The organism is Kitasatospora aureofaciens (assembly GCF_001188955.3).
GTDB classification, from domain to species: domain Bacteria; phylum Actinomycetota; class Actinomycetes; order Streptomycetales; family Streptomycetaceae; genus Kitasatospora; species Kitasatospora aureofaciens.
This window is the reverse complement of the sequence record NZ_JPRF03000020.1, coordinates 13,293-39,636: the sequence shown is the minus strand read 5'-3', so window position 1 is coordinate 39,636 and position 26,344 is coordinate 13,293. Positions and strand designations below refer to the sequence as shown.

General features: G+C 73.2%; 25 protein-coding genes. 10 read left to right on the top strand and 15 right to left on the bottom strand.

Going from position 1 to position 26,344, the window contains the following annotated elements:
- Nucleotides 1-60: 60 nt before the first annotated feature.
- Both HS99_RS12275 and HS99_RS12270 read left to right on the top strand, forming a co-directional pair.
- A complete protein-coding gene (locus HS99_RS12275; protein WP_030552683.1) occupies nt 61-540 on the top strand; it encodes a hypothetical protein in 480 nt (159 codons plus the stop codon).
- Nucleotides 537-1,091 (top strand): NIPSNAP family protein, encoded by a 555-nt coding sequence (locus HS99_RS12270; RefSeq protein ID WP_046386015.1) that lies wholly within the window; start codon nt 537-539, stop codon nt 1,089-1,091. The genes HS99_RS12275 and HS99_RS12270 overlap by 4 nt, the downstream gene beginning before the upstream one ends.
- Nucleotides 1,092-1,199: 108 nt before the next feature.
- Here HS99_RS12270 and HS99_RS12265 read toward each other — a convergent pair whose 3' ends face one another.
- Nucleotides 1,200-1,727: a hypothetical protein gene (locus HS99_RS12265; protein ID WP_030287133.1), complete on the bottom strand. Its 528-nt coding sequence runs from the start codon at nt 1,725-1,727 to the stop codon at nt 1,200-1,202.
- A 262-nt stretch (nt 1,728-1,989) separates the two neighbouring features.
- Here HS99_RS12265 and HS99_RS12260 point away from each other — a divergent pair, with 262 nt between their 5' ends.
- The 3 genes from HS99_RS12260 to HS99_RS12250 all read left to right on the top strand — a co-directional run bounded on the left by HS99_RS12260 (nt 1,990) and on the right by HS99_RS12250 (nt 3,316).
- On the top strand, nt 1,990-2,550 hold the full coding sequence (locus HS99_RS12260) for a GNAT family N-acetyltransferase (RefSeq protein ID WP_030287131.1): 561 nt from the start codon (nt 1,990-1,992) through the stop codon (nt 2,548-2,550).
- A gap of 59 nt (nt 2,551-2,609) precedes the next feature.
- Nucleotides 2,610-2,846, top strand: coding sequence for a hypothetical protein (locus HS99_RS46505; RefSeq protein ID WP_050366629.1), 237 nt, complete (start codon nt 2,610-2,612; stop codon nt 2,844-2,846).
- 71 nt (nt 2,847-2,917) lie between these two features.
- Complete coding sequence (locus HS99_RS12250; RefSeq protein WP_050366630.1) at nt 2,918-3,316, top strand: hypothetical protein; 399 nt, start codon at nt 2,918-2,920, stop codon at nt 3,314-3,316.
- Between the two features lie 17 nt (nt 3,317-3,333).
- Here HS99_RS12250 and HS99_RS12245 read toward each other — a convergent pair whose 3' ends face one another.
- The 11 genes from HS99_RS12245 to pdxH form a co-directional block, all read right to left on the bottom strand.
- Entirely contained in the window at nt 3,334-4,422 is a 1,089-nt protein-coding gene (locus HS99_RS12245) for a serine hydrolase domain-containing protein (RefSeq protein ID WP_030552679.1), read from the bottom strand.
- Between the two features lie 34 nt (nt 4,423-4,456).
- Nucleotides 4,457-5,125 (bottom strand): DUF4097 family beta strand repeat-containing protein, encoded by a 669-nt coding sequence (locus HS99_RS12240; RefSeq protein WP_030552677.1) that lies wholly within the window; start codon nt 5,123-5,125, stop codon nt 4,457-4,459.
- A 208-nt stretch (nt 5,126-5,333) separates the two neighbouring features.
- On the bottom strand, nt 5,334-6,104 hold the full coding sequence (locus tag HS99_RS12235; RefSeq protein WP_030552675.1) for an AAC(3) family N-acetyltransferase: 771 nt from the start codon (nt 6,102-6,104) through the stop codon (nt 5,334-5,336).
- 17 nt (nt 6,105-6,121) lie between these two features.
- Nucleotides 6,122-8,548: an FxsB family cyclophane-forming radical SAM/SPASM peptide maturase gene (locus tag HS99_RS12230; RefSeq protein WP_051835523.1), complete on the bottom strand. Its 2,427-nt coding sequence runs from the start codon at nt 8,546-8,548 to the stop codon at nt 6,122-6,124.
- Nucleotides 8,549-8,604: 56 nt separating this feature from the next.
- Nucleotides 8,605-8,790 carry an FxSxx-COOH cyclophane-containing RiPP peptide gene (fxsA, locus tag HS99_RS12225; RefSeq protein WP_030552672.1) on the bottom strand — a complete coding sequence of 62 codons (186 nt, stop codon included), beginning with the start codon at nt 8,788-8,790 and terminating at the stop codon, nt 8,605-8,607.
- Between the two features lie 338 nt (nt 8,791-9,128).
- Nucleotides 9,129-10,211 (bottom strand): aKG-HExxH-type peptide beta-hydroxylase, encoded by a 1,083-nt coding sequence (locus HS99_RS12220; protein WP_050366632.1) that lies wholly within the window; start codon nt 10,209-10,211, stop codon nt 9,129-9,131.
- A gap of 223 nt (nt 10,212-10,434) precedes the next feature.
- A complete protein-coding gene (locus tag HS99_RS12215) occupies nt 10,435-11,613 on the bottom strand; it encodes an FxsB family cyclophane-forming radical SAM/SPASM peptide maturase (protein WP_043388183.1) in 1,179 nt (392 codons plus the stop codon).
- Nucleotides 11,614-11,656: 43 nt separating this feature from the next.
- Nucleotides 11,657-15,670, bottom strand: a complete 4,014-nt coding sequence (gene fxsT, locus HS99_RS12210; RefSeq protein WP_030287112.1) for an FxSxx-COOH system tetratricopeptide repeat protein — start codon at nt 15,668-15,670, stop codon at nt 11,657-11,659.
- Complete coding sequence (locus tag HS99_RS12205) at nt 15,667-17,061, bottom strand: TIR-like protein FxsC (RefSeq protein WP_050366633.1); 1,395 nt, start codon at nt 17,059-17,061, stop codon at nt 15,667-15,669. The genes fxsT and HS99_RS12205 overlap by 4 nt, the downstream gene beginning before the upstream one ends.
- A 132-nt stretch (nt 17,062-17,193) precedes the next feature.
- Nucleotides 17,194-17,388 carry an FxSxx-COOH cyclophane-containing RiPP peptide gene (gene fxsA, locus HS99_RS12200; protein ID WP_030287108.1) on the bottom strand — a complete coding sequence of 65 codons (195 nt, stop codon included), beginning with the start codon at nt 17,386-17,388 and terminating at the stop codon, nt 17,194-17,196.
- Between the two features lie 163 nt (nt 17,389-17,551).
- Nucleotides 17,552-18,184: a pyridoxamine 5'-phosphate oxidase gene (pdxH, locus tag HS99_RS12195; RefSeq protein WP_050367137.1), complete on the bottom strand. Its 633-nt coding sequence runs from the start codon at nt 18,182-18,184 to the stop codon at nt 17,552-17,554.
- 417 nt (nt 18,185-18,601) lie between these two features.
- On the opposite strand from pdxH, the gene HS99_RS12190 reads away from it, so the two are divergent.
- Both HS99_RS12190 and serC read left to right on the top strand, forming a co-directional pair.
- Nucleotides 18,602-19,702: a citrate synthase 2 gene (locus HS99_RS12190; RefSeq protein ID WP_030287104.1), complete on the top strand. Its 1,101-nt coding sequence runs from the start codon at nt 18,602-18,604 to the stop codon at nt 19,700-19,702.
- A gap of 161 nt (nt 19,703-19,863) precedes the next feature.
- Nucleotides 19,864-20,982 (top strand): phosphoserine transaminase, encoded by a 1,119-nt coding sequence (gene serC / locus HS99_RS12185; RefSeq protein WP_030287102.1) that lies wholly within the window; start codon nt 19,864-19,866, stop codon nt 20,980-20,982.
- A 384-nt stretch (nt 20,983-21,366) separates the two neighbouring features.
- On the opposite strand, the gene thpR is transcribed toward serC, so the two are convergent.
- The gene (gene thpR / locus HS99_RS12180; RefSeq protein WP_030552664.1) at nt 21,367-21,966 is read right to left on the bottom strand and encodes an RNA 2',3'-cyclic phosphodiesterase; all 600 of its coding nucleotides are present in this window, start codon (nt 21,964-21,966) and stop codon (nt 21,367-21,369) included.
- A gap of 46 nt (nt 21,967-22,012) precedes the next feature.
- On the opposite strand from thpR, the gene HS99_RS12175 reads away from it, so the two are divergent.
- Nucleotides 22,013-22,531: a GNAT family N-acetyltransferase gene (locus HS99_RS12175; protein ID WP_030552662.1), complete on the top strand. Its 519-nt coding sequence runs from the start codon at nt 22,013-22,015 to the stop codon at nt 22,529-22,531.
- Between the two features lie 64 nt (nt 22,532-22,595).
- Here HS99_RS12175 and HS99_RS12170 read toward each other — a convergent pair whose 3' ends face one another.
- Complete coding sequence (locus HS99_RS12170) at nt 22,596-24,173, bottom strand: MFS transporter (RefSeq protein WP_370863247.1); 1,578 nt, start codon at nt 24,171-24,173, stop codon at nt 22,596-22,598.
- Nucleotides 24,174-24,238: 65 nt separating this feature from the next.
- On the bottom strand, nt 24,239-24,673 hold the full coding sequence (locus HS99_RS12165; protein ID WP_030287092.1) for a MarR family winged helix-turn-helix transcriptional regulator: 435 nt from the start codon (nt 24,671-24,673) through the stop codon (nt 24,239-24,241).
- Nucleotides 24,674-24,814: 141 nt separating this feature from the next.
- Here HS99_RS12165 and HS99_RS12160 point away from each other — a divergent pair, with 141 nt between their 5' ends.
- Both HS99_RS12160 and HS99_RS12155 read left to right on the top strand, forming a co-directional pair.
- Nucleotides 24,815-25,228 carry a VOC family protein gene (locus HS99_RS12160; protein WP_046385751.1) on the top strand — a complete coding sequence of 138 codons (414 nt, stop codon included), beginning with the start codon at nt 24,815-24,817 and terminating at the stop codon, nt 25,226-25,228.
- A 284-nt stretch (nt 25,229-25,512) separates the two neighbouring features.
- Nucleotides 25,513-26,343 (top strand): MHYT domain-containing protein, encoded by an 831-nt coding sequence (locus HS99_RS12155; RefSeq protein ID WP_063736199.1) that lies wholly within the window; start codon nt 25,513-25,515, stop codon nt 26,341-26,343.
- Nucleotide 26,344: the final 1 nt, after the last annotated feature.

Below are 26,344 nucleotides of genomic sequence, written 5' to 3'. Positions count from 1 at the left end.
CCCAGTCTTCCCGACTCCACTGACAGGCGTTGTCAGTGGAGTGCCCCTAGCCTGCGCCGCATGAACGACTTCGACTTCCTGTACGGCACGTGGGACGTGGCCAATCGCCGTCTCACCGCACCGCTCTCCGGTGGCGGGGCCTGGGAGGAGTTCCCCGGCCACTCGGTGGTCCGGCCGCTGTTCGGGGGCGCCGGCAACATCGACGAGATCACCTTCCCCACCCGCGGCCTCCGGGGCGTCACCCTGCGGCTGTTCGACCGGGAGACCGGGCAGTGGGCGATCCACTGGTCCGACAGCCGGACCGGCCGGCTGGACCCCCCGGTGACCGGCGGCTTCACCGGTGACCGGGGCGACTTCCACGGCGAGGACACCCTCGGCGGCCGCCCGATCCGCGTGCACTTCACCTGGTACCGCCTCGGCCCGGACAGCGCCCGCTGGGAGCAGGAGTTCTCCGCCGACGGCGGCCGCTCCTGGGAACTCAACTGGACCATGGACTTCACCCGCACCGGTCCGGCCTTCGACGGGCTGGGCAACGCATGAGCCTCGTCGTCGAACTGCGCCGGTACACGCTGCACCCCGGCGCCCGCGAGACCCTGATCGAGCTGTTCGAGCGGGAGTTCGTGACCGGCCAGGAGGCGGTCGGCATCACCGTCGGCGGCCGCTTCCGCGACCTGGACGACCCGGACCGCTTCGTCTGGCTGCGCGCCTTCCCGTCGATGGCGGAGCGCCGCCGCGCGCTGGAGGCGTTCTACTACGGCCCGGTCTGGCGGGAGCACCGCGACGCCGCCAACGCGACCATGATCGACAGCGACGACGTCCTGCTGCTGCGCGGCCCCGGCTTCGCCCTGCCGACGGACGGCCGCGAACTTCGCGCCACCGTCTGCCACCCCGCCGATGCGGCCGCCTTCGACACCTGGGCCGCCCGCCACCTCGGCCCCGAGCACGCCCTCCACCGCACCGAACACGCCGAGAACGACTTCCCCCAACTCCCCGTCCGCACCGGCGAGGACGCCCGCCTCTGGTTCGGCGCGGTCGAGGAGCCCCCACCCTGGCCCCACCAGCACCTCCGCCTGGAGCCCGTGAAGGGTTAGGGGGCTGGGTGCGCAGGAAGTCGGCCGGCCCGACTTCCTGCACAACCAGCCCGGCCGTGCGTGCGGCCGTGGCCGAGGCGCTGGGCGCGGCCTGACGGCCCGACGCCCTCAGGCCCCGACGAGCTCCGCCAGTTCGTCGGCCGACTCCGGAGTCAGCCGGTAGAAGCCCTGGAGGCTGACGAAGCGTTCGAGGCGCCCGTCCACCACGTACTTCAGTCCTCGAGTCTGGTTCCGGCGGTTGCGCCAGGTCAGGCGCGGCAGGAGGTCGCCCGGTATTCGCTGGTCGAAGCGGACGGGCGTGGCGTCCACGTGGACGGCGTCGGCGCCGCAGCCGCCGGCACCGAGCATCCACCAGTCGGCGTGCCCGGGGAACCCAGGGTCCCGCCAGGTCTCCGGCTCGGCGCCGCAGCAGTCGCCGCGTTCGCGGTCGACGATCCGCATCCGGCTCACCACGAACACCTCGCGCTGCTTGACGTGCAGCGCGTACACCTCGTCCCCGACTCGGGCACCCGACCAGGCGGGCAGCGACTGGTGCGCCCCGCTGAAGGCGACTGGCGGCCGCTGACCCACGCGGCCCTCTTTGCGCAGTTCGCGGCAGGTGTCCTGGGTCCACAACACGGTGTAGGCATCTGGCATGCCGCTGAGCTTAGGAACGGGGACCGACACCCCGGCGCGGGCCCCGCTCCGGCGAGCGGGGCCCGCACGCCTGTCACCCGGCGTGACGCTCCCGGAACCGCCGGGAACAACCACCCGCGCCAAGCTCCACGCCTGGATCAGCGGCGCCAAGGCCGGCGAGTTCGACCACTTCGTCGCCTGAGCGCTCCCCCGCGCCCCGGCCCGTCGCCGGGGCGCGGATATCCGGTGGCACGCCGCTCGTGAGGCAGCCAGGATCACCACCATGCACGTCTTCCTCCAGACCGCACGACTCCTGCTGCGCCCGTTCACCGCAGGCGACACCGACCACCTCCACGCGCTCGACAACGACCCCGAGGTCATGCGCTTCATCAACGGCGGTGAGCCGACCAGCCGGGAGGCCGTCGAGACCCGGATCCTGCCGCGTCTCCTCCACGACCACGCCTGCTCCGGCACCCGTGGCTTCTGGGCCGCCGAGGAGAGGGCCACGGGCCGGTTCCTGGGCTGGTTCGAGTTCCGCCCCCTCGACGACCACAGCCCCGCCGTCGTCGAGCTCGGCTACCGGCTGAACCGGGCGGCCTGGGGCAAGGGTTACGCCACCGAGGGCTCGCTGGCCCTGATCGACAAGGGCTTCACCGATCTGGGGGTCGAGCGGGTCACCGCGAACACCATGGCCGTCAACACCCGCTCCCGGCGCGTGATGGAGAAGTCGGGCCTTTCGTTCCTCCGGCACTTCACCGGGGACTGGCCGCACCCGATCCCCGGGTCCGAGCACGGCGAGGTCGAGTACGAGCTCACCCGGCGCACGTGGCAGCAACGCCGGTAGCCTTCGCCCAGGCGGCTGAACCACTGCGTCCCCCGGCCGGTCCGGCCGTTGACCACATCATGGAAACCAGAACCTGGGCCGGGCTGTTCGCCGGCGCCGCCGTACTGATGACGGGTGCGGCTCTCGCCCCCGTCGCCGGTGCGGCGGGCACCCCGACCGCGCCGCACGATCCGTACACCCGGACCGAGCTGTTCTTCGGCACCGAGCGGCCGGACGGCGGCCCCGCCGTCACCGACCAGCAGTTCCAGCAGGAGGCCGTCGGCCGGGTGGACGAAGCGGTCAAGGCGTCGTTCTAGCCGGGGCCCGGCCCGCAAGCGTCCCGAGGGGGGAGCCGTGTGCGGTCCGGGCGTCGGAAAGGATGTCGGGCGTGGAAGGAAGCTACAAGCTGCTCCGTCAGACGAGCCGGTGGGCACGTTTCGCCCGGGTCACGGTGAGCGGAGAGACGTCGGCCGAGCCCGCTGTCCAGGTGGGCGCGGACGTGTTCGGGTGGCGCGTTCGGTCCTACGGGCCCACCGTCGGTGCCGTCCAGGTCGGTGACGAGCAGTTCCGAGCAGAGGCGCTGGACGGCGTCCGGTACGCGCTGGCACGGCTTCCCGAGGAGAGCCGCGGGCTGTCCGTGTCCGTCGTCGAGATCGTGACCTCGCCGGTGGACACGAGCCCTGGCGACGTGAAGTTCGCGGCGGCGCACGCCGTATGGGCGATGGTTGGCCGGCAACCGGGCCGGCAACCGTGGATCGATGCCGACGGCGTCCCCGTCTTCCCGTAGCGACCGGGGCGAGGGAGTCAGCGGCAGAACACCGCCGCGATCAGCCCGTTGAGCGCCTTCGGGAACTCCTTCGCCGGGTCCGCGTCCGAGTCGCCGGTGGTCAGTCCGGCGGTGAGGGTCCGGCTCCCGTCCGGGGTGCTGATCATCAGTGCGCCGTAGCCGCCGGGGGCGCCGCCGTTGTGGTGGACGATGGTGACGTCGCCGTTCTCCGGACCCAACTCCTGGACGAAGAGGCCGAGTCCGTAGCCGAGCGGGCCGTGCGGTGTCCGCATCTCGTCCAGCAGTGCGGCCGGGAGGAGGCGGCCGCCGAGCAGTCCGGCGAAGAAGACGTGCAGGTCGCGGGTGGTGGAGATCATGTCCCCGGAGCCGGTCAGCAGCGAGGAGTTCTGCCGGGAGACGTCCACGACCTTCCACTCCTCGCCGTCCTGGTAGCGGTAGTAGCCGTGGGCGTGCGGGCCGGGGATGTCCGGCGAGTCGCCCGGCACCACGGTGTCCCGCAGTCCGAGCGGCCGCAGGATCCGCCGCTGCATCTCCTCGGCGTACGAGCGGCCGCTGAGCGCCTCGACCAGCAGCGCGGCCAGCGTGTAGTTGGTGTTGGAGTAGCTCTGGTCGGTGCCGGGCTCGAACCGCGCCGGCTTCGTCAGCGCGAACCGCACCAGCTCGTCCGGTCGGTAGTTGTGGAACCGGTTCTCCACCCACGCCTTGCCGACCGACGGCAGCCCGGGCACGAACGTCCCGTCGGCGTCCAACTCACCGGTGCAGTTGTAGAGGCCGCTGGTGTGCTGGAGCAGCATCCGTACGGTGATCCGCTCGTCCAGGCCGAACCGGGGCAGGTGCTCGGCCACTGGGGAGTCCAGCCCGATCGCACCGTCGGCGACCAGGTGCAGCACCAGCGTCGCGACGAAGGTCTTGGTGGTGCTGCCGATCCAGAACTGCCCTTCGGTGGAGGGCTTCGCGCTCCCACCCAGCTTGTGCACCCCGGCGCTGCCGGCCCACTCCCCGCTCTCGTCGTACACCCGCATCTGTATCCCGGCGAAGCCGACGTCCACGACGTCCTGGACGGCCTTCTGCAGGTCGGGGCGGTCCTGGGTGGTGTTCTCGCTCATGGTCGGTCCTTCTTCCTTCCGTCGGAGGTTCGGTTCAGAGGCTGCGGGCGGTGATGTCGCCGTAGCCGGTGGTGGCGTGGATGGTCAGCCCGGGGGTGCCGTCGGCGTTCCTCAGGGCGTTGTGGATCCGCCCGTGGCCGGTGCCGGCGTCGAGGGCGGCGGAGATCCCGCGGGCGGCGCCGACGGCGATCTGCCCGTACTCGGTGCGCAGGGTGACGTCGCCGCCGACGGCTTCGGCGATCTGGAGGTCGCCCTTCTGGGTGCGGATCTCGGCGGGGCCGCCGAGCCGGCCGACGGCGATGTCCCCGGCCTGGAGGGTGAGGTGGGCGCCGGCGGTCTCGTCGAGCTTGACGGTGCCCTGCGCGGCCCGGAGGGTGACGTCGCCGAGGCGGCCGACGCCCCGGAACTCGCCGAGCGCGGCCTTGGCCTCGACCCGGGAGCCGACCGGCAGTTGGACGGTCACCTCGGCGGTGCCGGAGTTGCCGAGGAGCCGGTTCTCCGCCTCCGGAGCCTGGATCCGCAGCACGCCGTCGGCGTACCGGACCTCGATCCGCTCGGCGGCCTTCACGTCACGGCTCTTGGTGGCGTCGGCGGGCCGGACCTCGACCACGGTGTCGGTACGGTCCGCGGCGATGAACCGGATGCGGCCGGCGGGGATGTCCAGGACGACCGAGACCGGGGTGGGGGTGGCGAACTTCTGCATCGTGCGCTCCTTCTCTTCCACGGCGTCGGCCCCTTCGGCCCGCCGCTTTCTGATGAAGGAAACGCTACGTTGCGTTCGCCATCCAGGCAACGCCAAGGAGGCATCAAAACAGCGTCATTGCAGGTGAGTAGCGCAAATTCATTGCAACAGCCCTGCCGGGAATGCAACGGCACCGAGCGCATTCATTGCAATGGATTGAGAATGAACGCTATGCCAGGGCCCGCAGGAACCCGTCGGCGAGGTCGACCGCCTCCCGGACCGGTACGAGCCTGCAGTCGGCCGTACCGATCCGTGCACCGGAGATCCCGGCCGCCGCACCGAGCACCCGGTCCCCCAGCTCGGCGAAGTGCAGGTCGTCCAGGTCGGGCGCCCGGAAGGCCGTCCAGCCGTCCGCGCCGACGCACCGGTACTCGCGCAGCCGCACACCGGGCTGGCGCAGGTCGGCGAGGTGGAAGGCCGTGAAGCGGGCCATTCCGACGCCGAGCATCAGCACCCGGGCGTCGAGTTCGTAGAGCCGCCCGAGCGGGGACTCCGGGCCCAGGTGGGAGGTGAGCGGGTGGCCGGCCGTGATCTCCTCCGCCCGGGCGCCGAGGGCCGTCCAGGAGGTCTGCGGATGGCCGCTGCGCAGGGCGCCGGGCCGGGTGCGGACGGCCTCCGACAGCGCCCCCATGGTCGGGGAGGCCGGGGTGGCCGCCGGGTCGAACCGCGGCATCCGTGCCCGGTGGGCCTCGACCTCCGCCGGGGAGAGACCGGCGACGGCCTCCTGGTGGATCCGCGACGTCGCGGAGTTCTCGGGCGTCGCGGTGTACGCCACCAACGTGCCGTCCGGCCCCAGCACTTCACACAGGGCGTCGACCACGCCCCCCGCCCCGCCCTCGACCGGCCCGAGCGCCCGCAGCGAAGCCTGGACGTGCAGCACCATGCCCGGCCGGACGCCGAGCCGGGTGAACCCTTCGACGAGCGCAGCAGTGGAGAGCACCGGAACTCCTCCCGAAATCAGGCCTCGACCGACCGCAGGCGGCTGCGCTCGTCGCGTTCCCGCCGCGCCCGCTCGGCGTCCCGCTCCGCCGCCGCCGGCAGCGGCACCGCGAGCCACGGCTCGACGCTCTCCCGCATCCCCTCGGCGAACCGCGCCCCGAGCCCGGTCAGCGCCCCCGACCCGGCCAGCCGCTCGACCGCCTCCGCCGTGTACCGCCGCCAGAGCCCGAACTGCGCCCGCGCCCGTTCGGCGGCCTCCCCCGCGAGGCCGTCGTACGCGACCGTCCGGGTGCCCCAGTACTCGGTCACCGCGAGGTGCGCGTACGTGCCCTGCAACAGGCCCTCCAGCGGGCGCGGATCGGGCCGCCAGGGGGCGAAGTACAGCCGGTCGTCGGCCCGGTCGTAGAGGTCGTGAAGATCGAGCACCGCCCCCAGCTTCACGTGCTGGAACTCGTGCGCGAGCAGCAGCGCCAGGGTCGGCGCCGTCGCGGGCCGGGCGATGCCGACCGCCCCGTACGCCTGCCGTGCCGCCGAGCTGACGTCCCGGCCCGCCGGGCCCGGCCGCAGCGGGGTCACCGTCCCGAGCCCGGCCCGGATGCCCTCCGCGTAGCCGGGCAGGTCGCGCCCGAGCAGCTCCCAGGCCTCCCGCAACGCGCCCGTCCAGTTGAGCAGTTCGGCCTCCGGCAGCCGCTCGGCCACCGGGTGGTCGTGGCTGTCCCGCAGCGGGTCGAGGTCCTCCAGTGCGACCGTCCAGCCCCCGGCCAGCCGGACCCGCCGCAGCGGCTGGTCCAGCGCCGTGCGCACCGAGCCGTCGGCGGCCCGCACCTCGAAGCCGTCCGCCCGCCCGGTGACCACCGCCTCCCCGTCCGGCACCGCGACCCGCCCCAGCGTCGGCAGGTGCAGCCACCCGCCCCGCACCGGCACCGCGACCGCGTCGCCCCGCCCGGCCCGCACCGCCGCCGCGGCGGCCAGCGCGGCCAGCGGCCCGAGTCCGACCGCCAGGTCCCCGGCCAGCCGCCGCGCGGCCCAGGCCCGGGCGTACGGGTGCGCCAGCACCGCGTCCACGGCCGGGGCCGCCGCCCCGTCGAGCTCGGACAGCAGCTCCCAGGCCTCCGCCCGGCCCTGCCCGGAGGCGTCCCAGGCGGCGGCCAGCATGGCCCGGGTCAGGGCCAGTTGGGAGTTCCCGAGGGCGGCGACGGTGGCGGCGCTCCCGTACCCCCGGGCCAGTTCGTCGAGTTGGGCCGGAGCGAGCGCCGCCGGCAGCAGCGCTTCCCCGCCCCGAGCCGGAGCAGCGGCCGGCTCAGCGGTCGGAGCCGCAGCCGCAGCCGAACCACCTGCCCCCGCAATGCCGTTGATGAGAGTCATGAGGTCACCGCAGTAGACGGAGGGATTGTCGAAGCCAGTGTCCGCCCGGTAGCGGTGGGCGTACAGTCCGCCCCCGCAGGAGCGCACCACCGGACAGGCCCGGCAGGCCGCGCTCAGTCCGGCCAGGCCGGACTGCCGGGCGGCGATCCCGGGGTGGCGGGCGAGGTCGTCGAGGCTGTGCGCGAAAACGTTCATCCCGGTGACGGGCGCCCCGTCGTAGGCGGTCTTCAGGCTGTCCGCCTGCTCGAACGTCCCGTCCGTCTCCAGCACGGCCAGGTCCGAGGGTTCCAGCCCCAGCGACTCGGTCAGGCTGGACAGCCCCCGCAGCGTCCTGTGCACGGATTCGAAGGTCCGCACGGCGAACGGCCGTCCGTCCGCCTCCCACAGCCCGTGGACGGTCAGCAGCCAGTCCGCGTACGGCGCCTCCCCGCCCGCCGGGAGCCGCTTCGGCGGAGCCTCCCAGGTGGCGTGCGGCAGCAGGAGGTCCACTGTCGGCGGCCGGAGTTCGGCCAGCGCACGGTACACGGCCACCGGGTCGTTCTCGATGTCGACGGTGCACAGCAACCCGGCGAACAGGTGCCGGTACTCGGGCTCGTTCAGCAGCCCCACCGCCCGCAGCACCTGCGGATGGCTGCTCCGCCCGTCGGCGAACCGCCGGTGCCGGTCGTTGGCGGCCCGGTCGCCGTCCAGCGAGATGCCGACCTTGACGTCCAGCTCCGCGAACAGGGCGCAGAAGGCGCGGCTGAGCAGCACGCCGTTGGTGTGGATGCGCAGGTCGAGTGCGCACTCGGGCGGCAGCGCCGACCGCAGCGCCTCGGCGGCGCGGCGCAACCGGCCCGGGCCGGCGAGCAGGGGTTCTCCCCCGTGCAGGACGACCCGGACGGTGGACAGCCGATGGGCGACCGCGTGCTCGCCGATCCGCTCGGCGGCCTTGGCCAGGATCCCGTCCCCGATGACCTTGGGGCGGGAGCGCCAGCTGCTGTCCGCGTGCTCGTAGACGTAGCAGTGGTCGCAGGCGAGGTCGCACCGGCTGTGCATCTTGACCACGAATTGCGTCAGTGGCACCGGAATTCGCGTCATCATGGATGTGGCGGGTTCAGCTCGGCCTGGGTCCGTTTCGGTGTTCCGGTCCGGTTTCAGATCGAGGAGTTGAAGGCCGCTACCGGAACACGGCCGGATTCCGCGCCGGGGAGGGCGCGCTGCAGGTGGGAGGCGAGTTCCTCCGCACCCAGGGCGGCGAGCTCGGCGAGGGAGGGGCGTTCCGGCGTCTCCTGAGTGTCAGTGAGGTTGCCGGCCGGCCTGGTGCTGGTTACCGGAGTCATATTCGTTTCCTTAGGCGCGGTTAGGACCTGCCGAGTGCGGGTAGGCCACCCGGTTGCGACCAATGTAGTGCCCGCAGGGACTCCGCGCGGCACCTTGTCTCCCCAAGTTGGTCCGCCCAGCCGACCGACGCCATACCACGGCGCGTGAAGGGCCCAGAATTCACCCGTTCAGCGGTCGCGCACTTCGCCATGGCGCACGCCGAAGCGCGGTGGCCGGAGCAGGCGTTCGAGCCCCTCGGCCGGTTCTCCCGAAGGGCGCGCCACAGGAGCAAAACCGCTCCCGAAATCGCCGTGCCGACGCCCGGCCTGCGGATGTCCGAAGGGCCGGGCGAGCCGCCTCAGCCACCCAGCGCACGGACAGAACGTGCCAGTTCCTCGGTGAACTCCCTTCCGTTGTCCGTGAGTTCACCGCATTCCAGCAAAGTCCCGGCCGCCGTCAGGGTGTGCGCCCGCCAGCGGGCGAACTCCTCTTCCGCGCGCTCCCGTTCACTCACCCCCGCAGCCGCCTCGGCACACCAGAAGGACGCCACCCCCAGGTGTGCGTACGTTCCCTGGAGCAGCGCACCGGCCGGGCGCAGATCGGGCCGCCACGGGGCGTGGTGGACCGCCGGGCCGTTCGGCCGGTGCAGCGGCACCAGGTCCAGCAGGGCGCCGAGTTGGACGTGCAGGAACTCGTGCACCAGAGCCAGCGCCAGCAGCACCGGATCGCCCGGCAGCGAGGTCGCCACCGCCCCGTACGCCCGGCGGGCCGCGGAACTGACCGCCTCGCCGCCGGGGGCGGGGTGCAGCGGCACCACGGCGGCGACGCAGGCCGCCACCGCCGCCGCGTGCCCGCGGTGGCGGCGCACCAGGATCTCCCAGGCGGCCGCCAACTGCTCCTCCCAGCCGCGAAGTTCCGCTGTGGACAGCGGCCCGGCCGGAGGCCGGCCGTAGTCCACCCGGCGCGGCCCGAGGTGGTCGACCACCGGCGTCCAGCGCAGCCCGTCGCACTCCAGGTCGAGCACCGGCCCCACGCCCGCCCGCAGGAACCCGCCCAGCCCGGCCGGCCCGTCCGGCCCGTCCGGCGGTGCCGCCGGGCCGAGCGACAGCGCCCGCAGGCAGTCGGCCGCCCAGGCGTCCAACTCCGGTCGCAGCAGCACCTCTTCCCAGCGCGCCCGGTCGCTCCGCTGGAGCGCGCACAGCTCGTCGTACGCCTCCCGGAAGCCCTCGTCCCGGGGAGCCACCCGGCGCATCGCCACCAGCAGCAGGGCCCGCTTGCTCAACTGCCCGGCACGCAGCAGCCGGACGGCCTCCGGTCCGCCGCGCGCGCCCGCGATCGCCCGGAACGTCGCCCGGTCCAGGACGTGCCGGGGCAGCCCGTCCCCGCCGCTACCCCGCGCGCCCGGCACCCCGGCCGCCACCGCCTCGCCCGTACCCGTCACCGGTCCGTCCTCTCCCGAAAGCCTGAACGCCTGAAGGCGGCCGAACGCCCTGAGGACCTGATCGCCCTGAGGGCCCCGAACAGCCGGACCGGCCGTCCGGTCCGCCCGCAGTCTCCCCGCGCGGCGCCGACTCAGCCGGTCCCGACCCGCGCATGACCCGGACGGGTGAGCACCGCCCGCGGGGCCCGGCCCCGAGGCACCCGCCGGCCCCCTCAGGCACGCCCTACCGCCGCTGCCCGGCCCCGGCCAGCTCCGCCACCCCGGCCCGCAGCCTGCCCGCGATGTGCCGGATCAGCCGGTCCATGTCCGCGCAGTACACGGACGGGTGGGCGAAGCCGTCCCCCGCCCAGCGGTGGGCGTAGAGCCCCCCGCCGCAGACCCGGACCAGCGGGCAGGCCGCGCACACCGGCCCGAGCCCGGCGAGGCCGCGCTGACGGGCCCGGAACGCCGGGTGCGCGGCCGCCTCCGTGAAGCCGTGCCGCCACACGTCCAGGCCCGTCCGGGCGGCGCCGTCGTACGCCACCTTGAGGCTGTCGGCCTGCTCGATCGTGCCGTCCGCCTCGACCACCACCAGGTCCACCGGTGCCAGCCCCACCGCCTCGCTGGCCGCCCGCCCGCCGAGCAGCAGGACCGACAGCTCCTCGAACAGCCGCACCCCGGTCTCCCGGTACGGCGCGTCGTACCAGCGGTCGAAGGCGGCGATCAGCCACTCCCCGTACGGCGCGGGATCGGCGCCGGAGGGCACCGCGCACGGTACGGGCCGCCGGACGCCCGTCGGCGGCTCCTGCCAGGTGGCGTGCGGCAGTAGCAGGTCGAGCCGGGGCGGCGCGAACTCCAGCAGCGCCTCGTAGGTGGCGACCGGGTCCGCGGCGAGGTCGACGACGCACAGCAGGCCGGCGAACAGCTCCCGGTGCCGGTCCGAGCCGAGCAGCCGCACCGCCGCCGCGGTCCGCTCCCAGCTGCCCGCGCCGGAGGGCAGCCGCCGGTGCCGGTCGTGGTCGGCCCGGGCGCCGTCCAGCGAGACCGCCACGCCGACCCGGTGGCGGTGCAGCACGTCGAGCAGCGCGGGCTGGTCCAGCAGCCGCAGCCCGTTGGTCTGCAGGCTGAACCGCACCCGCGGCCCGGCGTCGGCGATCCGGGCCAGCTCGGCCAGCAGCGCGTCCAGGTGGGCCGGTCCGACGAGCAGCGGCTCGCCGCCGTGCAGCACCACGGAGACTTCGTCCAGCCCCTGCTCGGCCGCGTGCTCGGCGATCCGCCGGGCGGTGCGCCGCACGGTCGGCCGGTCCATCCGCCGGGGCCGGTCGCGCCAGCTCTGGTCGGCGCCCTCGTACATGTAGCAGTAGTCGCAGGCCAGGTTGCAACGGCTGTGGATCTTCAGCAGGAACTGCCGGAACGGCACCATGCGCGTGAACCTAGCACCGCCCGGCGGGTTCGCTGACCGCCCGTCACACGTGCGGGGGCTCCACGTCCGAGTCCAGCCGCGTCCCCGCCTTCACGGCGACCGTGGTCGGGTGCTCCTCCCCCAGCGTCACCCGGGCCCGCCGGATGCAGTCCGCCCGCAGGTCGGCGGCCCGCTCGCCCTCGCCGACCGCCGCCAGGCTCAGCGACAGGTTGGAGTTGATGCCGATGGAGTCGTAGTGGTCCGGGCCGAGCGCCTCGGTCATCAGCGGCGCCGCCTCCGTCTCCAGGGCGAGCGCGGCCGGGATCTCGCCGCCCACCGCCAGGTCGTTGGCGTGGTTCATCATCGCGATCGGGATGTAGAGGTGGTGCGCGCCGAGGACGGTCCGGAACTGCGCGAGCGTGCGCCCGGACAGTTCCCGGGCCTCCGCGAGCCGCCCGGCCAGCCGCAGGTAGACCGAGAGGTTGTTGGCGCCGGCCAGCGTGACCGGGTGGTCCTCTCCGAGGTAGTCGCGGTAGCGGGCGAGGGCCCGTTCGGCCAGCGGGATGGCCCGGTCGGTGTCGCCGAGCGCGTTGAGGTCGCTGGCCAGGTTGGTGGCGGCGGCCAGGGTGTCCGGGTGCTCGGGGCCGTTGATGTCCAGGTAGCGCTGGTAGATGTCCTCGTCGATCTCCAGGGCCTCGTGGTAGCGGCCGGCCCGGCGCAGCGCCACGGCGAGGTTCTTGCGGGCGCGCAGGGTGTCGGTGTGGTTGTCGCCGATGGTCTGCTGGTAGATCCGCACGGTCTCCTCCAGCAGGTCCAGCGCCTCCCGCAGCCGCCCGGTCTCGCGCAGGTCGCGGGCGTAGTTGGAGGCGGAGGACAGCGCGTACAGGCTGTGCGCGCCGAGGGCGTCGCGCTGCTGGAGGTAGTTGCTGCGGTGCCGCTCCAGGGCGGCGCGGCGGTCGCCGGCCAGGTAGTCGGAGACGGCGAGGTTGTTGGTGATCATCAGGGTGCGCGGGTGGTCCGGGCCGAGGGTGCGCCGGGCCGCGTCGAGGGTCCTGCGGTCGAGCGCCCGGGCCTCGTCGTAGCGGCCGAGGAAGCGCAGGTCGGCGCCGAGGCTGTTGGCGACGGCGAGGGTGTGCGAGTGCTCCGGGCCCAGGGTCGCGGTGAACCGCTCCAGGATGTCCCGGTCCATCTCGTACGCCTCCTGGAGGGCGCCCTGGGAGCGGCGGATGTTGCTCAGCTGGGTGCGCAGCATCAGCGTCTGGGCGTCGTTGTCGGCGTCGAAGCCGGGGCCGCCGTAGCCGTCCTCGCGCCAGTGCTCCAGGGTCCGTTCGGCGAGTTCCCGGCCGGACTCGTGGAGGCTGCGCTTCCACTGGTAGCGGACCGAGTCGATGATCCACTGCCGGACGTCCTCATCCGAGCTGTCGAGCGCGCCGGACGGCCAGAGGTGGGGCAGGAGTTCGGCGTACTCGGCCCAGTTGGCGGGGATGTCCGGGTCGCCGGGGTTGGCGGTGGCCAGGGCCGCGTGCACGACGCCGCTCAGCTCGGCCCGCCGGCCCTCCTCGACCTGGTCCCGGAGCACCGCCTGGACCAGCCGGTGCACGGTGATGGTCTCGCTGCCCTGGTCGGTGCGGGCGAGCCCGAACCGGTTGATGGCGCGCAGGAACTCGCCGATGGCGAGCTTGTCGCGGGGTGCGCGCGGGGGCAGCCGCAGGGCGCGGGTGACGGCCCGGCTGTAGAGCAGCCGCATCGGGATGGCGTCCGGGCCGAAGAAGGCGCAGATCTCCAGGATCTGGGCGGCGGGGGCGTTCATCCGGCGCAGTTCCTCGACCGAGATGCGCCAGGTGGCGGCGGCGGAGTGGGGGTACTCGGCGGGGCGCAGCCGGGTGCGCTCCAGCATCTCGGTGAGTTCGCCGTCGAGCAGTTCGAGGTAGGTGGCGATCGGCATCGACGTCTCCTGCAGCCAGACGGCGGCCTGGCCGACGGCGAGCGGGAGGTCGCCGAGGCGGTGGGCGACCTGGTCGGCGTCCTCCGGGGAGAGGCCGCCGTTGAAGCGGCGCAGCAGCCGGATGCTCTCCTCGCGAAGGAAGACGTCGACCTCGACCAGGCCGGCGTGCCGGGCCCAGCCCTGGTTGCGCGAGGTGATCAGCACGTGCCCGCCGGAGGAGCCGCCGGGCTGCCAGGGGGCGAGCTCCTCGGGGGTGCCGGCGTTGTCGAAGACCAGCAGCCAGCGGCGGTACGGGTGGCCGCGGCGCAGCGCGTCGAGGACGGCGGCGGCGGTGTGGGCGACGTCGTCGCTGGTGGGCACGCCGAGCCGGGGGGCGAGTTCGGCGAGCTTCTGCGGGATGTTGGCGGGCTCCTCGGCGGGCACCCACCAGATGACGTCGTAGGCGGACTTGAAGCGGTGCGCGTACTCGGCGGCGATCTGGGACTTCCCGGCGCCGCCGAAGCCGTAGAGGACCTGGCTGAGGACGGCGGCGGGTCCGCCGGTGAAGCGGTTGCGGAGCAGTTCGAGCAGCTTGCCGCGACCGATGAAGGCGGCGTTGCGCGAGGGCGCCTCCTGGACCTGCGGGGCGGTGCCGGGGAACCGCGCCGGGGCCAGGAACTCGCCGCTGTCGGAGTCGAACTGGCGGTTGCTGCCGGGCGGCGGGCCGAGTTCGCCGTACAGCTGGGCCTCGGCGCCGGTCGCGGAGGAGCGGATCAGGTCGGGCACCGCCTGGCCGACGAACGGGCGGGGCACCGGCTCGTCCGAGTCCTGCAGCCGCAGGGCGACCAACGCCGACGCTCCGGAGGGGAGTTCGCGCCCCTGGAGGAGCTGCCAGACCTCGGCGGCGCGGGGCAGCGCGGTGTACTCGGGCGAGAGCAGCGCGAGCAGCCGGCCCTGGCCGTCGAGCGGCCCGGCGACCTCGGGCGGGCGCTGGCCGGCGTGCGGATCGGCGGCGTTGTGCAGGGAGGTCTGGTAGCCGAAGCGGGTGAGGGTGGCGGCCGCCCACTCGGCCCACATCCGGTCCTCGGGCGCGTAGCTGACGAAGACCTGGCGGGGCACCGCCCGGGCGGAGCGCAGGTAGGCGCCGTACAGTCGGCGGCGGGCCTCGGAGCTGAGCGGGCGCAGCGAGCGGACCCGGCCGTCGGTGATCCACTCGGCCAGCCGCTCGAAGGCGTTGAGCAGGCTGCGCGCCTCCTGCGGCCGGTCGGCGACGGTGGCCGGCACCTCCTCGTAGGCGTAGAACGGCTTGTACGGCACTTCGACGTCGGCCCAGTAGGCGGCCCGGCGGTCACCGGGCAGCCAGCGGCCGAGGTAGGGGGCGAAGGCCTCCCGGGCGAAGTCCCGGCCGGCTTCGAGGCGTTCCTGTTCCGCGTCCTCGACCCGCATCGGCACCGGCAGGACGCGGATGGCCCGCTCCTCGGCCTCGGCGATGGCCCGGGCGGCGTCGACGCCGCCGCGGATGTTCTGGGCGCTGAAGGTGAAGCAGTCGACCACGGTGTCGGGCATCAGCACGGTGCAGATGCCGGAGGTGTCGCTGACGCCGGTGCGGCTGTCGATGAGCACGTAGTCGTAGGCGCGGGCCCAGCGTTCGCGCAGCTCGCGCAGGAACTCGCCGCCGCGGATGTCCCGGCCGTGGTAGAAGCTGCGCCAGTTGAAGCTGGTGACGGCGGCCGCGTAGGCGGCGTTCTGCCGTCCGGCGGGAAGGAAGTCGAGCCGGGCGCCGGCGGGCAGGTCGAGGGCGAGGCCGCAGATGTAGCCGTCGAGCCGCCCGGGTTCGTCCAGCCAGGCGGCCGGGGGTCGGCCGGTCGGCCCGGTGGCGGAGGGCAGCGCCTGCCTGACGTAGGAGCGCAGCAGGTCGATCAGCCCGTCGGTGGAGTGGAGTTCGGGGTCGACCAGGAGCGGGTGGTAGTAGCGGTGGAGGCCGGGCGCCTCCAGGTCCCAGTCGACCACCAGGACCCGCAGGCCCCGGCTGGCGAGGATCCAGCCGACGTTGGCGAGCGCCATGGTGCGGCCGGTGCCGCCCTTGAACGAGTAGAACGTGACGACCGAACCCGGTCCGCCGCGTCCCGCCTCCGCGCCGGGCTCAGTGTTCATCGTCCTTCTCCCCTCAGCGGGACAGAGCCGTCGTGGCTGCCCGGGCGCTGGCCCGGCATGTCGTTCGGTGTCGGGGCCGGCCCACGGCCCGCGGACGGGCTGTGCGGCGGACCGGAGGGATCGGGCGGGCCGGCCGGGATGGTCAGCCCGGGCATGTCGGGGCCGCCGCCCGGGCCGAAGCCGAAGGCGTCGCCGCCATCGTCCCCCCAATCCAAGTTGTCGTCCATGAGCTTGTTCTGAGCGACCGTCACCATGATGGCGAGGTCGGTGTCGAAGCTCTCCCGGCTCACTTTCACCCGGAACAACTGCTCCGGGTCACGCCGGCGCAACCAGTTGCGGCGGAACACTCCGCGCACGCCCGCCCACGGCGCTTCGCGCTCCCCGTCCGGGTCGTTGCCGCCGATCGGCACCACCACGCCGGTGACCGGGTGGTTCTGGTCGTCGTACTCGCGCAGGGCGGCCCGGTAGCGCTCGCTCCCGGCCGCCCACGGGTCCACCAGCAGCACGCTGACCTGGCTGTCCTCGCGGGCCTGGTCGAGCTTCTCGCCGAGCCCGGCGCCGATCTCCTCCAGCGTGGTGGTGTGGCCGGCGTTGGTGATCACCTGCTGGGCGCGGGAGGCGAGCGACGGCTGGGCGGGAGGGTAGAACGGCGCCCAGTGCCAGGGCTTGGCCCCGTACCAGCCGCCCGCGTACGAGCCGCCCTCGGCGGCGGCCTCCGAGGCCCGGCCGGCCGCGATGAACAGCCGCACCATGCCGGGCTCGGTGGCGGGCGCCGGCGCGGCCGGTCCGGGGAAGTAGCCGCGGACGGCGTCGAGGTCGAACTCGGGCAGTTCGGCGAGCCGGCGCACGGCCGCGTCCCGGATCCGTCCGGCGACCACCCGGACGACCTGCCGGTAGGCGTCCTGCTGGGCGGTGCGCAGCAGGGCGCGCAGGCCGTGCCGGGCGTAGGCGTCCCCCATGTCCGGCTGGGCCCATTGGATCTTGGTGACCTCGGTGACCAGTTCGCCCGGCGCGACCGGCTCCCAGAGCACCGGGATCAGTGCCGAGACCAGCTCCGCGGTCTCCTCGTGGTGGCGCCGGACCCTGCCGCGGAAGGCCGTCCACTCCTTGCCGCAGTACAGGCTGGAGAAGTAGGCCGGGGAGTAGAGCGCGACCATGGTCCGACTGCGGCCGAGCATCAGCGCCAGCTTCTCGGCCCACTCGTCGCCCAGGCGCAGCCGCTCGGTGTCACGGAAGGCGAGTTCGTCGGCCTGGACGGCCGGTCCGAGGATGCGCCCGAGTTCGTCCCTCAGGTCGTTGAAGAACTGGTCGACGAAGGCGTCCCCCGCCTCGAAGTCCCGACGCGCGTAGCTGAAGAAGAAGTACGGCCGCTGCTGTTCCCGCTCACTCACCTGTTTCCCCCCGACCCCGACGGTGCCGTGACGGCGCTGGTTTCTTACCCAGCATGTCGTGAACTGCACCGGAAGGAGCGGGAGTTGGTGATTTTTCGAGCCCCGGGGGTTTAACCGGCGGTCAGCGGCCGGTCATCGGAGTTCGAGCGCCGACTGGAAGGCGGCCAGCGGCTCCGCGCCGGGGGTCAGGGCGTCCGCGACGACCCGGCGGAGCAGGTCGCCGAGGACGGTGTCGGGAAGGGCGTCGAGCTCGTCGAGCGGCAGGGCGGCGACGTCGACCAGGTCGGAGCCGAGTCCCGCGGCGGTTTCCGCACCGGTGACGCTCATCAGTCCCTTAGTCCCTCGCTCGACCACGCCGGCACAGCGGGACGGTGGCCGAAAAGGAATCGACCCCGGTCCGCGACGCGCACATTCTACACAAAACGGTGACGGTGCGTCAGATCCGTGCACGCGCCGCGCCCGGATGCGGTACGGCCGGCCGCCCCGCCGGTCACGGGCAGAGCCGTTCCACCCGCCAGCCCGTCGGGGAGGCCGGGTCGGCGAGGTAGCGCAGGCGGTCGTGCAGGCGGTTCTCCCGGCCCTGCCAGAACTCGACGCTCTCCGGGACGACCCGGTAGCCGCCCCAGAACGGCGGCACGGGGACCCCCTCGCCCTCGGGGTAGCGGCGCTCCAGGTCTGCGTAGCGCTGTTCGAGGACGTCGCGGCCGCTGACCGGGCTGGACTGCTCGCTGGCCCAGGCGCCGAGCTGGGAGCCGTGCGGGCGGGTGCGGAAGTAGGCGGCGGTCTCGTCGCGGCCGACCTTCTCGACCCTGCCCTGGACGATCACCTGGCGGGCCAACGCGATCCAGGGGAAGAGGAGTCCGGCGTGCGGGTTGACGGCGAGCTCGGAGCCCTTGCGGGAGCCGTAGTTGGTGAAGAACACGAAGCCGCGCACGTCGTAGCCCTTGAGCAGCACGGTGCGCGAGCTGGGCCGGCCCTGGGCGTCGGCGGTGGAGAGCACCATGGCGTTGGGCTCCACCACCCCGGCGCCGTCCGCCTCCAGGAACCAGCGGGCGAACTGGGCGACCGGCTCGGGTGCGAGCTGCTCCTCGGCCAGGCCCTCGTGGGTGTAGTGCTTGCGCATCGCGGCGAGGTCCGGACCGGGGCTGGCCGCGTCGGCCAGGGTCCGGGTGGCGGGGCTCAGGGGCGTCGGCTGGGCGCGTTCCGGGGTCTGCACGCCAACATCATCCCGTACGACAAGCAACCGGCACCGCTACCTCCGGACAAACCCCGGTCGGAGTTATCGTGACTCGCCACCGCTCGGCCGCCCGCCGTACGGGGAATTGTCCGGAACCGGGCGTTTTGGTTCCGGGAACCCCCGGGCACGACCGACCCCCGGCGGAAGGTCGAGCGGGTCCCACGGGAAACATCACCGCGGTGGTGTATGGCGCAATGCACCCCGTGCCTGTCACTCTGGCACCGAGTGCCAACCACGATTCGGTCACTGGCGAACCGCCCCACCACGGCGGAGCGCCGATCGCAGAACTGAAGGAGCCGTCGTATGTCCGATTTCGTACCCGGGCTTGAGGGAGTCGTCGCGTTCGAGAGCGAGATCGCCGAACCCGACCGTGAAGGCGGCGCCCTGCGGTACCGCGGTGTCGACATCGACGACCTGGTCGGCCACGTCTCCTTCGGCCACGTCTGGGGCCTGCTCGTGGACGGCAAGTTCAACCCCGGCCTGCCGGCCGCCGAGCCCTTCCCGATCCCGGTCCACTCCGGCGACATCCGGGTCGACGTGCAGTCCGCGCTCGCCATGCTCGCCCCGGTCTGGGGCCTCAAGCCGCTGCTCGACATCTCCGCCGAGCAGGCCCGCGACGACCTCGCCCGCGCCGCCGTGATGGCGCTGTCGTACGTCGCCCAGTCCGCCCGCGGCCAGGGCCTGCCGATGGTCCCGCAGAGCGAGATCGACAAGGCCGAGACGGTCGTCGAGCGCTTCATGATCCGCTGGCGGGGCGAGCCGGACCCGAAGCACGTCAAGGCCGTCGACGCCTACTGGACCTCGGCCGCCGAGCACGGCATGAACGCCTCCACCTTCACCGCCCGGGTCATCGCCTCCACCGGCGCCGACGTCGCGGCCGCGCTCTCCGGCGCGGTCGGCGCGATGTCCGGCCCGCTGCACGGCGGCGCCCCCTCCCGCGTGCTCGGCATGATCGAGGAGATCGAGCGCACCGGCGACGCCGTCAAGTGGGTCAAGAACGCACTGGACAAGGGCGAGCGCCTGATGGGCTTCGGCCACCGCGTCTACCGCGCCGAGGACCCGCGCGCCCGCGTGCTGCGCCGCACCGCCAAGGAGCTCGGCGCGCCGCGCTTCGAGGTCGCCGAGGCGCTGGAGAAGGCCGCGCTGGAGGAGCTGCACGCCCGCCGCCCCGACCGGGTGCTCGCCACCAACGTCGAGTTCTGGGCCGCGATCATGCTGGACTTCGCCGAGGTCCCGGCGCACATGTTCACCTCGATGTTCACCTGTGCGCGCACCGCGGGCTGGTCGGCGCACATCCTGGAGCAGAAGCGCACCGGTCGCCTCGTGCGCCCCTCCGCGCGCTACATCGGCCCCGGTCCGCGCCGTCCCGAGGAGATCGAGGGCTGGGACGCCATCGCCCACTGAAAGCCCTGAACGCACCGGGCGTCCGATCGCGAAAACGCCCCTGACCAGCGGGTCCGGCTCCGGCCGGGCCCGCTGTTCGCACACCTGCGGGCTGCCGAGATCACAGTCTCAGCGAGCGGACGACCGTACCCCGCGGGGCCCCCGGCCGGTAGGCTGCGGGCGTGGCTCAGATCCAGATCCCCGCTGACATCAAGCCCGCAGACGGCCGTTTCGGCTGCGGACCGTCCAAGGTGCGCCCCGAGGCCCTGAGTGCCCTCGCCGCCACCCAGACCTCGCTGCTCGGCACCTCGCACCGCCAGACCCCGGTCAAGAACCTGGTCAAGCGCGTGCGCGAGGGCGTGAGCAGCCTCTTCTCGCTGCCGGAGGGCTACGAAGTCGTCCTCGGCAACGGCGGCTCCACCGCCTTCTGGGACATCGCCGCCTTCGGCCTGGTGCGGGAGAAGTCCCAGCACCTGGACTTCGGCGAGTTCTCCTCGAAGTTCGCCTCCTCGGTCAAGGCCGCCCCGTGGCTGGCCGAGCCGACCGTGATCAAGACCGCCCCGGGCACCCACCCGCTGCCGGTCGCCGAGGCGGGCGTGGACGTCTACGGCCTCACCCACAACGAGACCTCCACCGGTGTCGCGATGCCGATCAAGCGCCCGGTCGGCGCCGACGAGGGCTCGCTGGTGCTGGTGGACGCCACCTCGGGCGCCGGCGGCCTGCCGGTCGACATCACCGAGACCGACGTCTACTACTTCGCCCCGCAGAAGTCCTTCGCCTCCGAGGGCGGCCTGTGGCTGGCCACCTTCTCCCCGGCCGCCCTGGAGCGCGCCGCGGAGATCGCCGGCTCCGGCCGGTACGTCCCACCGTTCTTCTCGCTGCCGACGGCCATCGACAACTCGTCGAAGGACCAGACGTACAACACCCCGTCGATCGCCACCCTGTTCCTGCTGGCCGACCAGCTGGAGTGGCTGAACGGCAACGGCGGGCTGGACTGGGCCGTCGCCCGTACGGCTGATTCCTCGTCCCGGCTGTACGGCTGGGCCGAGAAGTCCTCCTTCGCCAACCCGTTCGTGGCGAACCCGGCCGAGCGCTCCCAGGTGGTCGGCACCATCGACTTCGACGAGTCGGTGGACGCCGCCGCGGTCGCCAAGGCACTGCGTGCCAACGGCATCGTGGACACCGAGCCGTACCGCAAGCTGGGCCGCAACCAGCTGCGCATCGCGATGTTCCCGGCGATCGACCCGGCGGACGTCGAGGCGCTCACCCACTGCATCGACCACGTGGTCGAGCAGCTCTGACGGCTCCCTCAGGGAACGGCTGAGGGCCACCGCCTGCGGGCGGTGGCCCTCTCGCCGTTCCCGGCTGCCGCGCCGCCGTCCGGCCTCGCCGTCCCGCCCCGGTCGGCCTACTTGCCGACCAGGGCGCCGATCAGCACGACGGCCAGCAGCAGCACCAGGGTGCCGGAGACGATGCGCATACGAGTCTTGGGATCCACGGTCATCGAGCGTACCTGCGGCTCACAGCAGGTTGACACCGAGGGCCGCCCCGCCGGTGGCGCCGAGGTGCCGGCCGGTGATCCGGCGGGAGTCCGGTGAGGACGGGAAGGCCACGACGCCGGCGATGTCGGACACCTCGGCGGTCGCCGCAGGACTGGAGCCCGCCGGCACCGGTCCGGCAACCCGTTACGGGTACGCCGCCCAGCGCGCCAGCGACCAGGCGCGCACCGACTCGTAGTGCGGGCCGCCGCCACCGCCCTGATCGCTCCGCATCAGGTGCAGTTCGGCGGCCTCCCAGTCCGGCCCCCGGTACCCGGCCAGCGCGGCCACCATCGCCTCCACCTCGGCCGCCGATGCCCGCCGCTCGGCCCGCCGCCGCCCGCGCGAGGAACCGGCCCGGGCCAGCGTCAGGTGCGGGTGGAAGCCGAACGCGTCCACCTCGGCGGTGATGTCCTCAGTGGCCCCGTACACGGCCTCGGCGAGCCGTCGCAGCGCCCAGGTCTGCCCTCCGACCCCGGCCCAGAGCACCCGGTCGCCGAAGCGCCCGGCCCCCGCGAGTCGCAGGCGGTGCGCCGGGGTCGCCTCGGCGACTGCGGCCAGGCCCGTCGTCAGCTCCGTCAGCCGGTCCTCGGCGACCTCCCCGAGGAAGGCCAGCGTGAGGTGCCAGTCCTCGACCGTGGTCCAGCGCAGCCGGTCCGCCCCGGGCAGCCCGCGCACCGGCGCGACCGCGTCCGAGAGCCCCTGCAACGCCGCGACCGGCGGCAGTACCGCCACGAACAGCCTCATGGACCAATCTTCCCCCGATCGGCCGTTTCAGGTAGAACCGTTGTCCATGAAGATCCGCACCGGGGGCCTCGCGGACATCCCCGACATCCTGTCCATGCTCGACGGCGCCATCGCCTGGCTGGCCGCCCAGGGGCGCACCGGCCAGTGGGGCGACCAGCCGTTCTCCACCAATCCGGCCCGGGTGGAGCACATCGAGCAGTACGCGGCCGAGCCGTTCCTGATCCGCCTCGCGGTGGACGACGAGGGCCGTACGGTCGGCTGCTGCGTGCTGGCCGAGGAGCCCGGGAAGTACATCCCCCTCGTGGACGAGCGCGAGCTCTACGTCCGCCACCTGGTCACCGACCGCAGCCGAAAGGGCTCCGGCATCGGCGCCGCGCTGATCGCCGACGCGGTCGAGGAGGCCCGCCGGCGCGGCATCGGCCTGCTGCGGGTGGACTGCTACGCCGGCGCCGACCGCAAGCTGGTCGGCCAGTACCGGGCGCTCGGCTTCACCGAGACCGTGGGCTTCGAGGTCGAGCAGCCCACCGGCACCTGGCCCGGCCAGGTGCTCGAAATCCGCCTCTGACAAGGCACTCGACGTGCCGTCAGGGAACCCCGGACGTTCACTTCCGGGGCACCCCGACGCATCGTCAGCAGGCGGGGATCAGCTCGCCCTTGCCCGCCGCGGCGGCGCGCGGCACGAAGGCCACCACCCGCCCGCCGCGACCGGGGTGCAGGTCGAACCGCACCCGCAGGTCCGCGCTGCGGGCCAGCACCAGGCCGACCGCGGCGGCCGCGAGCGCGGACACCACGCCGCAGGCCAGCAGGCCGAGCCGGGGCCCGTACGAGGCGGTGACCCAGCCCACCACCGGGGCGCCGATCGGCGTGCCGCCGGTGAAGACCAGCACCAGCAGGCCCATCACCCGACCGCGCATCTCGGGGTCGGTGGCCAGCTGCAGGGTGGAGTTGACCGAGGTGTTGAAGCTCAGCCCGAACACCCCGATCAGCGTCAGCAGCAGCGCGAAGGTCCAGTAGTCGGGCGCGAAGGCCGCGACCACCTCGAGGGTGCCGAAGGCCAGCGCCGCGCCGACCAGCCGGCGCAGCCGGGGCGCGCCGCGGCGGGCGGCGAGCAGCGCGCCGGCCAGCGAGCCGACCGCCATCGCGGTGTTGAGTATGCCGTACTGGCCGGCGCCCACCTTGAAGGTGTCGTGCGCGAACCCGGACAGCAGCGTCGGGAAGTTGAACCCGAACGTGCCGATGAACCCGGCGAGGACCATCGGCCAGAGCAGCTCGGGCCGCTCCTTCACGTACCGCAGGCCCTCGCGCAGCTGGCCCTTCTCACGGGCGATCGGCTCGGTCGGGCGCAGTTCGCTCTCCCGCATCGCGAGCAGCCCGCCGATCACGGCGGCGAAGGACAGCGCGTTGACGGCGAACGCCCAGCCGCTGCCGACCGCGGCGATCAGCAGGCCCGCGACGGCGGGGCCGACCAGGCGGGCGGTCTGGAAGTTGGCGGCGTTCAGGCTGACGGCGTTGGCGAGGTCCTTGGGCCCGACCATCTCGGAGACGAAGGCCTGTCGGGTCGGGTTGTCGACCACGGTGACCAGGCCGAGCAGCAGCGCGAAGGCGTACACGTAGTACGGCGTCACGACGTCGCCGATGGTCAGTACGGCCAGGCCCGCGGCGAGCAGGCCCATGGTGCCCTGGGTGTGGATCAGCAGCCGGCGCTTGGGCATCCGGTCGGCGAGCACGCCGCCGAACAGGCCGAGCAGCAGCATCGGCAGGAACTGCATGGCGGTGGTGATGCCGACCGCGAGCGGGCTGCCGGTGAGGCTCAGGACCAGCCAGTCCTGGGCGATCCGCTGCATCCAGGTGCCGGTGTTGGACACCACCTGGCCGGCGAAGTAGTAGCGGTAGTTGCGAACGCGCAGGGAGGAGAACATCCCCCGCGGCCGGGTGAACTCGGCTCCCGTGGGAGATGCGGCCGAACGGGTTCGGCGCTGAGCGGCGGAGTCCGCCGCGGTGCGTTCGTCGGGGTCGTCGTCGCCGCTGCCGGGCAGACCGCTGGGGGCGGAGGCCTGGGCGTCGGCGGCCGCGGTGCTGTCCGCGGCGGGGTCGGTGGTCGGGTCGTCGGTACGGATGGCGGCGGCGCTGGCTGCGGCCGGCGGTGTCACGGTGGTCTCCCCTCGCGGCGCGACGGCCCCGGCGGGGGCCGTCGCGCTCCTGGTCATGGTGGTCTGTCCTGCGGTGATGCGGGCTCCTTCGTCTCCCGGCGGCTGGGCCGGGCTCGGTGTGCCTAGAGGTGTGCGAGCTTGTAGAGCACAGGAGCGGCTTCCCGGAGGACGGCCCACTCCTCATCGTCGAGCCCCTGGGCGAGCTCGGCGAGCCAGACGTTCCTGCGCCGACGACTCTCCGTGAGGATCGTCTCGGCCTGCTCGGTGCTGCTGACGACGACCTGGCGGCGGTCCTCGGGGTGCGGCTCGCGCCGCACCAGCCCCTTCTCCTCCAGCATCGCGACGATCCTGGTCATCGAAGGAGGCTGCACGTGCTCCTTCCGGGCGAGCTCACCCGGCGTCGCCTTCCCGCACCGGGCGAGGGTGCCCAGCACTCCCATCTCGGTAGGACTGAGCGACTCCTCCACCCGCTGGTGTTTGAGTCGTCGGGAGAGGCGCATCGTGGACGACCGCAGCTGTGAGATCGCTGCGAGGTCCTGCTCGGACATCTCGGGCATCTCTTTAGCTTACGTCATTACTCTCTCTAAGGAAAAACGGGTTCCCACCGTGCCGGAAGATCGGCCCGGTGCCATATTGGTCATGGGGCCACCGCTCCCGATGGGGCCACCGCTCCCAACTCCCGGAAGGGCCGACCAGCCATGTCCGACGTCGTCGCCGAACAACCGCCGCAGTCCCCGCAGGGCGACACCGGCTTCGCCCGGCTCGCCATGGTCACCATCGACTGCGCCGACCCGGTCGCGCTGGCCTCGTTCTACGGCGAGCTGCTGGGCTGGGAGACGCGGCACGTCGACGAGCACTTCGCGATCCTGGACAACCCGGAGGGCGGCAGCCCGCTGGGCTTCGGACGGGTGACCGGCTACCGGCCGGAGCCGTGGACCGAGCCGGACGGCAGCAAGCACTTCCACCTCGACTTCTACGTCGACGACCTGGAGGAGTCCACCGCGAAGGCCCTCGCACTCGGCGCCACCGAGCCCGACTACCAGCACGGCCGCACCCTCAAGGTGCTGATCGACCCGGCCGGCCACCCGTTCGGCCTCGCCCCGCTGGAGTAACCGCCAAAGAGGCCCGGGGGCGGTGCGCAGGCAGTGTCAGGGCTTGGTGCCAAGATCATGCAGACGGCGTAAAGATCCAGCCTGACCTGGGATTTCACGAAAACCGCGAACCTTGTGCGACTGGCGGGTAGTGGCTACTGTCCCCGCTGTCAGGTGCACCACACGCCGGGCCCCCTCGCGACGGAACCCGTCCCGTGCCGCTTCCCGAACGCCCTCCCCGGCCCACCCGGCCCACCGCTTCCGTCCGAGCCCTGGCGTCCGCAACCCCATTCCAGGGAGCTCAATTGGGCGAGATCCATCATGCCGACCACGGCTGGGTGACACCGGCGGTTTCGTACTTCGTCGCCTGTCTCGGTGCCTTCGTCGCCCTGCGCAGCGCCCGCTGGGCACTCGTCTCACAGGGCCGCAGCCGGATCGCCTGGCTGCTCTTCGCCTCGACCTCGCTCGGGGCGGGCATCTGGTCCATGCACTTCATCGCGATGCTCGGCTTCTCGGTCAGCGGCGTCGAGATCAGCTACCAGCCGGGGCTGACCGTGCTCAGCCTGCTGGTCGCCGTCGCCGTGGTGGGCATCGGGCTGTTCACCGTCGGGTACTGGCGCAGCCACCCGCTGCTGGCCCTGCTGGTCGGCGGGCTGACCACCGGGCTCGGGGTCGCGGCGATGCACTACCTGGGCATGGCCGCGATGGTCCTGCCCGGCCACCTCGGCTACGACCACGTCACGGTGGGGCTGTCGGTCGCCATCGCGGTGTTCGCGGCGACGGCCGCGCTCTGGGCCGCGCTGAACATCCGGGGCACCCTCGCCGTACTGGCGGCGGCGCCGGTGATGGGCGTGGCCGTCTGCGCCATGCACTACACCGGGATGGCAGCGCTCTCCGTCCGCCTGGACTCCTCGCACTCCACCCAGGGCGGCGTGATGGCCCTGCAGTTCATATTCCCGCTCGGGGTCGGGCTCGGCTGCTACGTCTTCTTCGGCTCACTGGCCTTCGCCGTCTCGCCGAGCAAGGCCTCCACGAAGCCGCTGCTGGCCGGCCCCGCCGCGCCGCTGCCGCCGCGACCCCCTCGGGTCCCCCCGCAGCAGCGGCGGTTGATGAGCGAGACGCGCGCCCGGCGCTGAA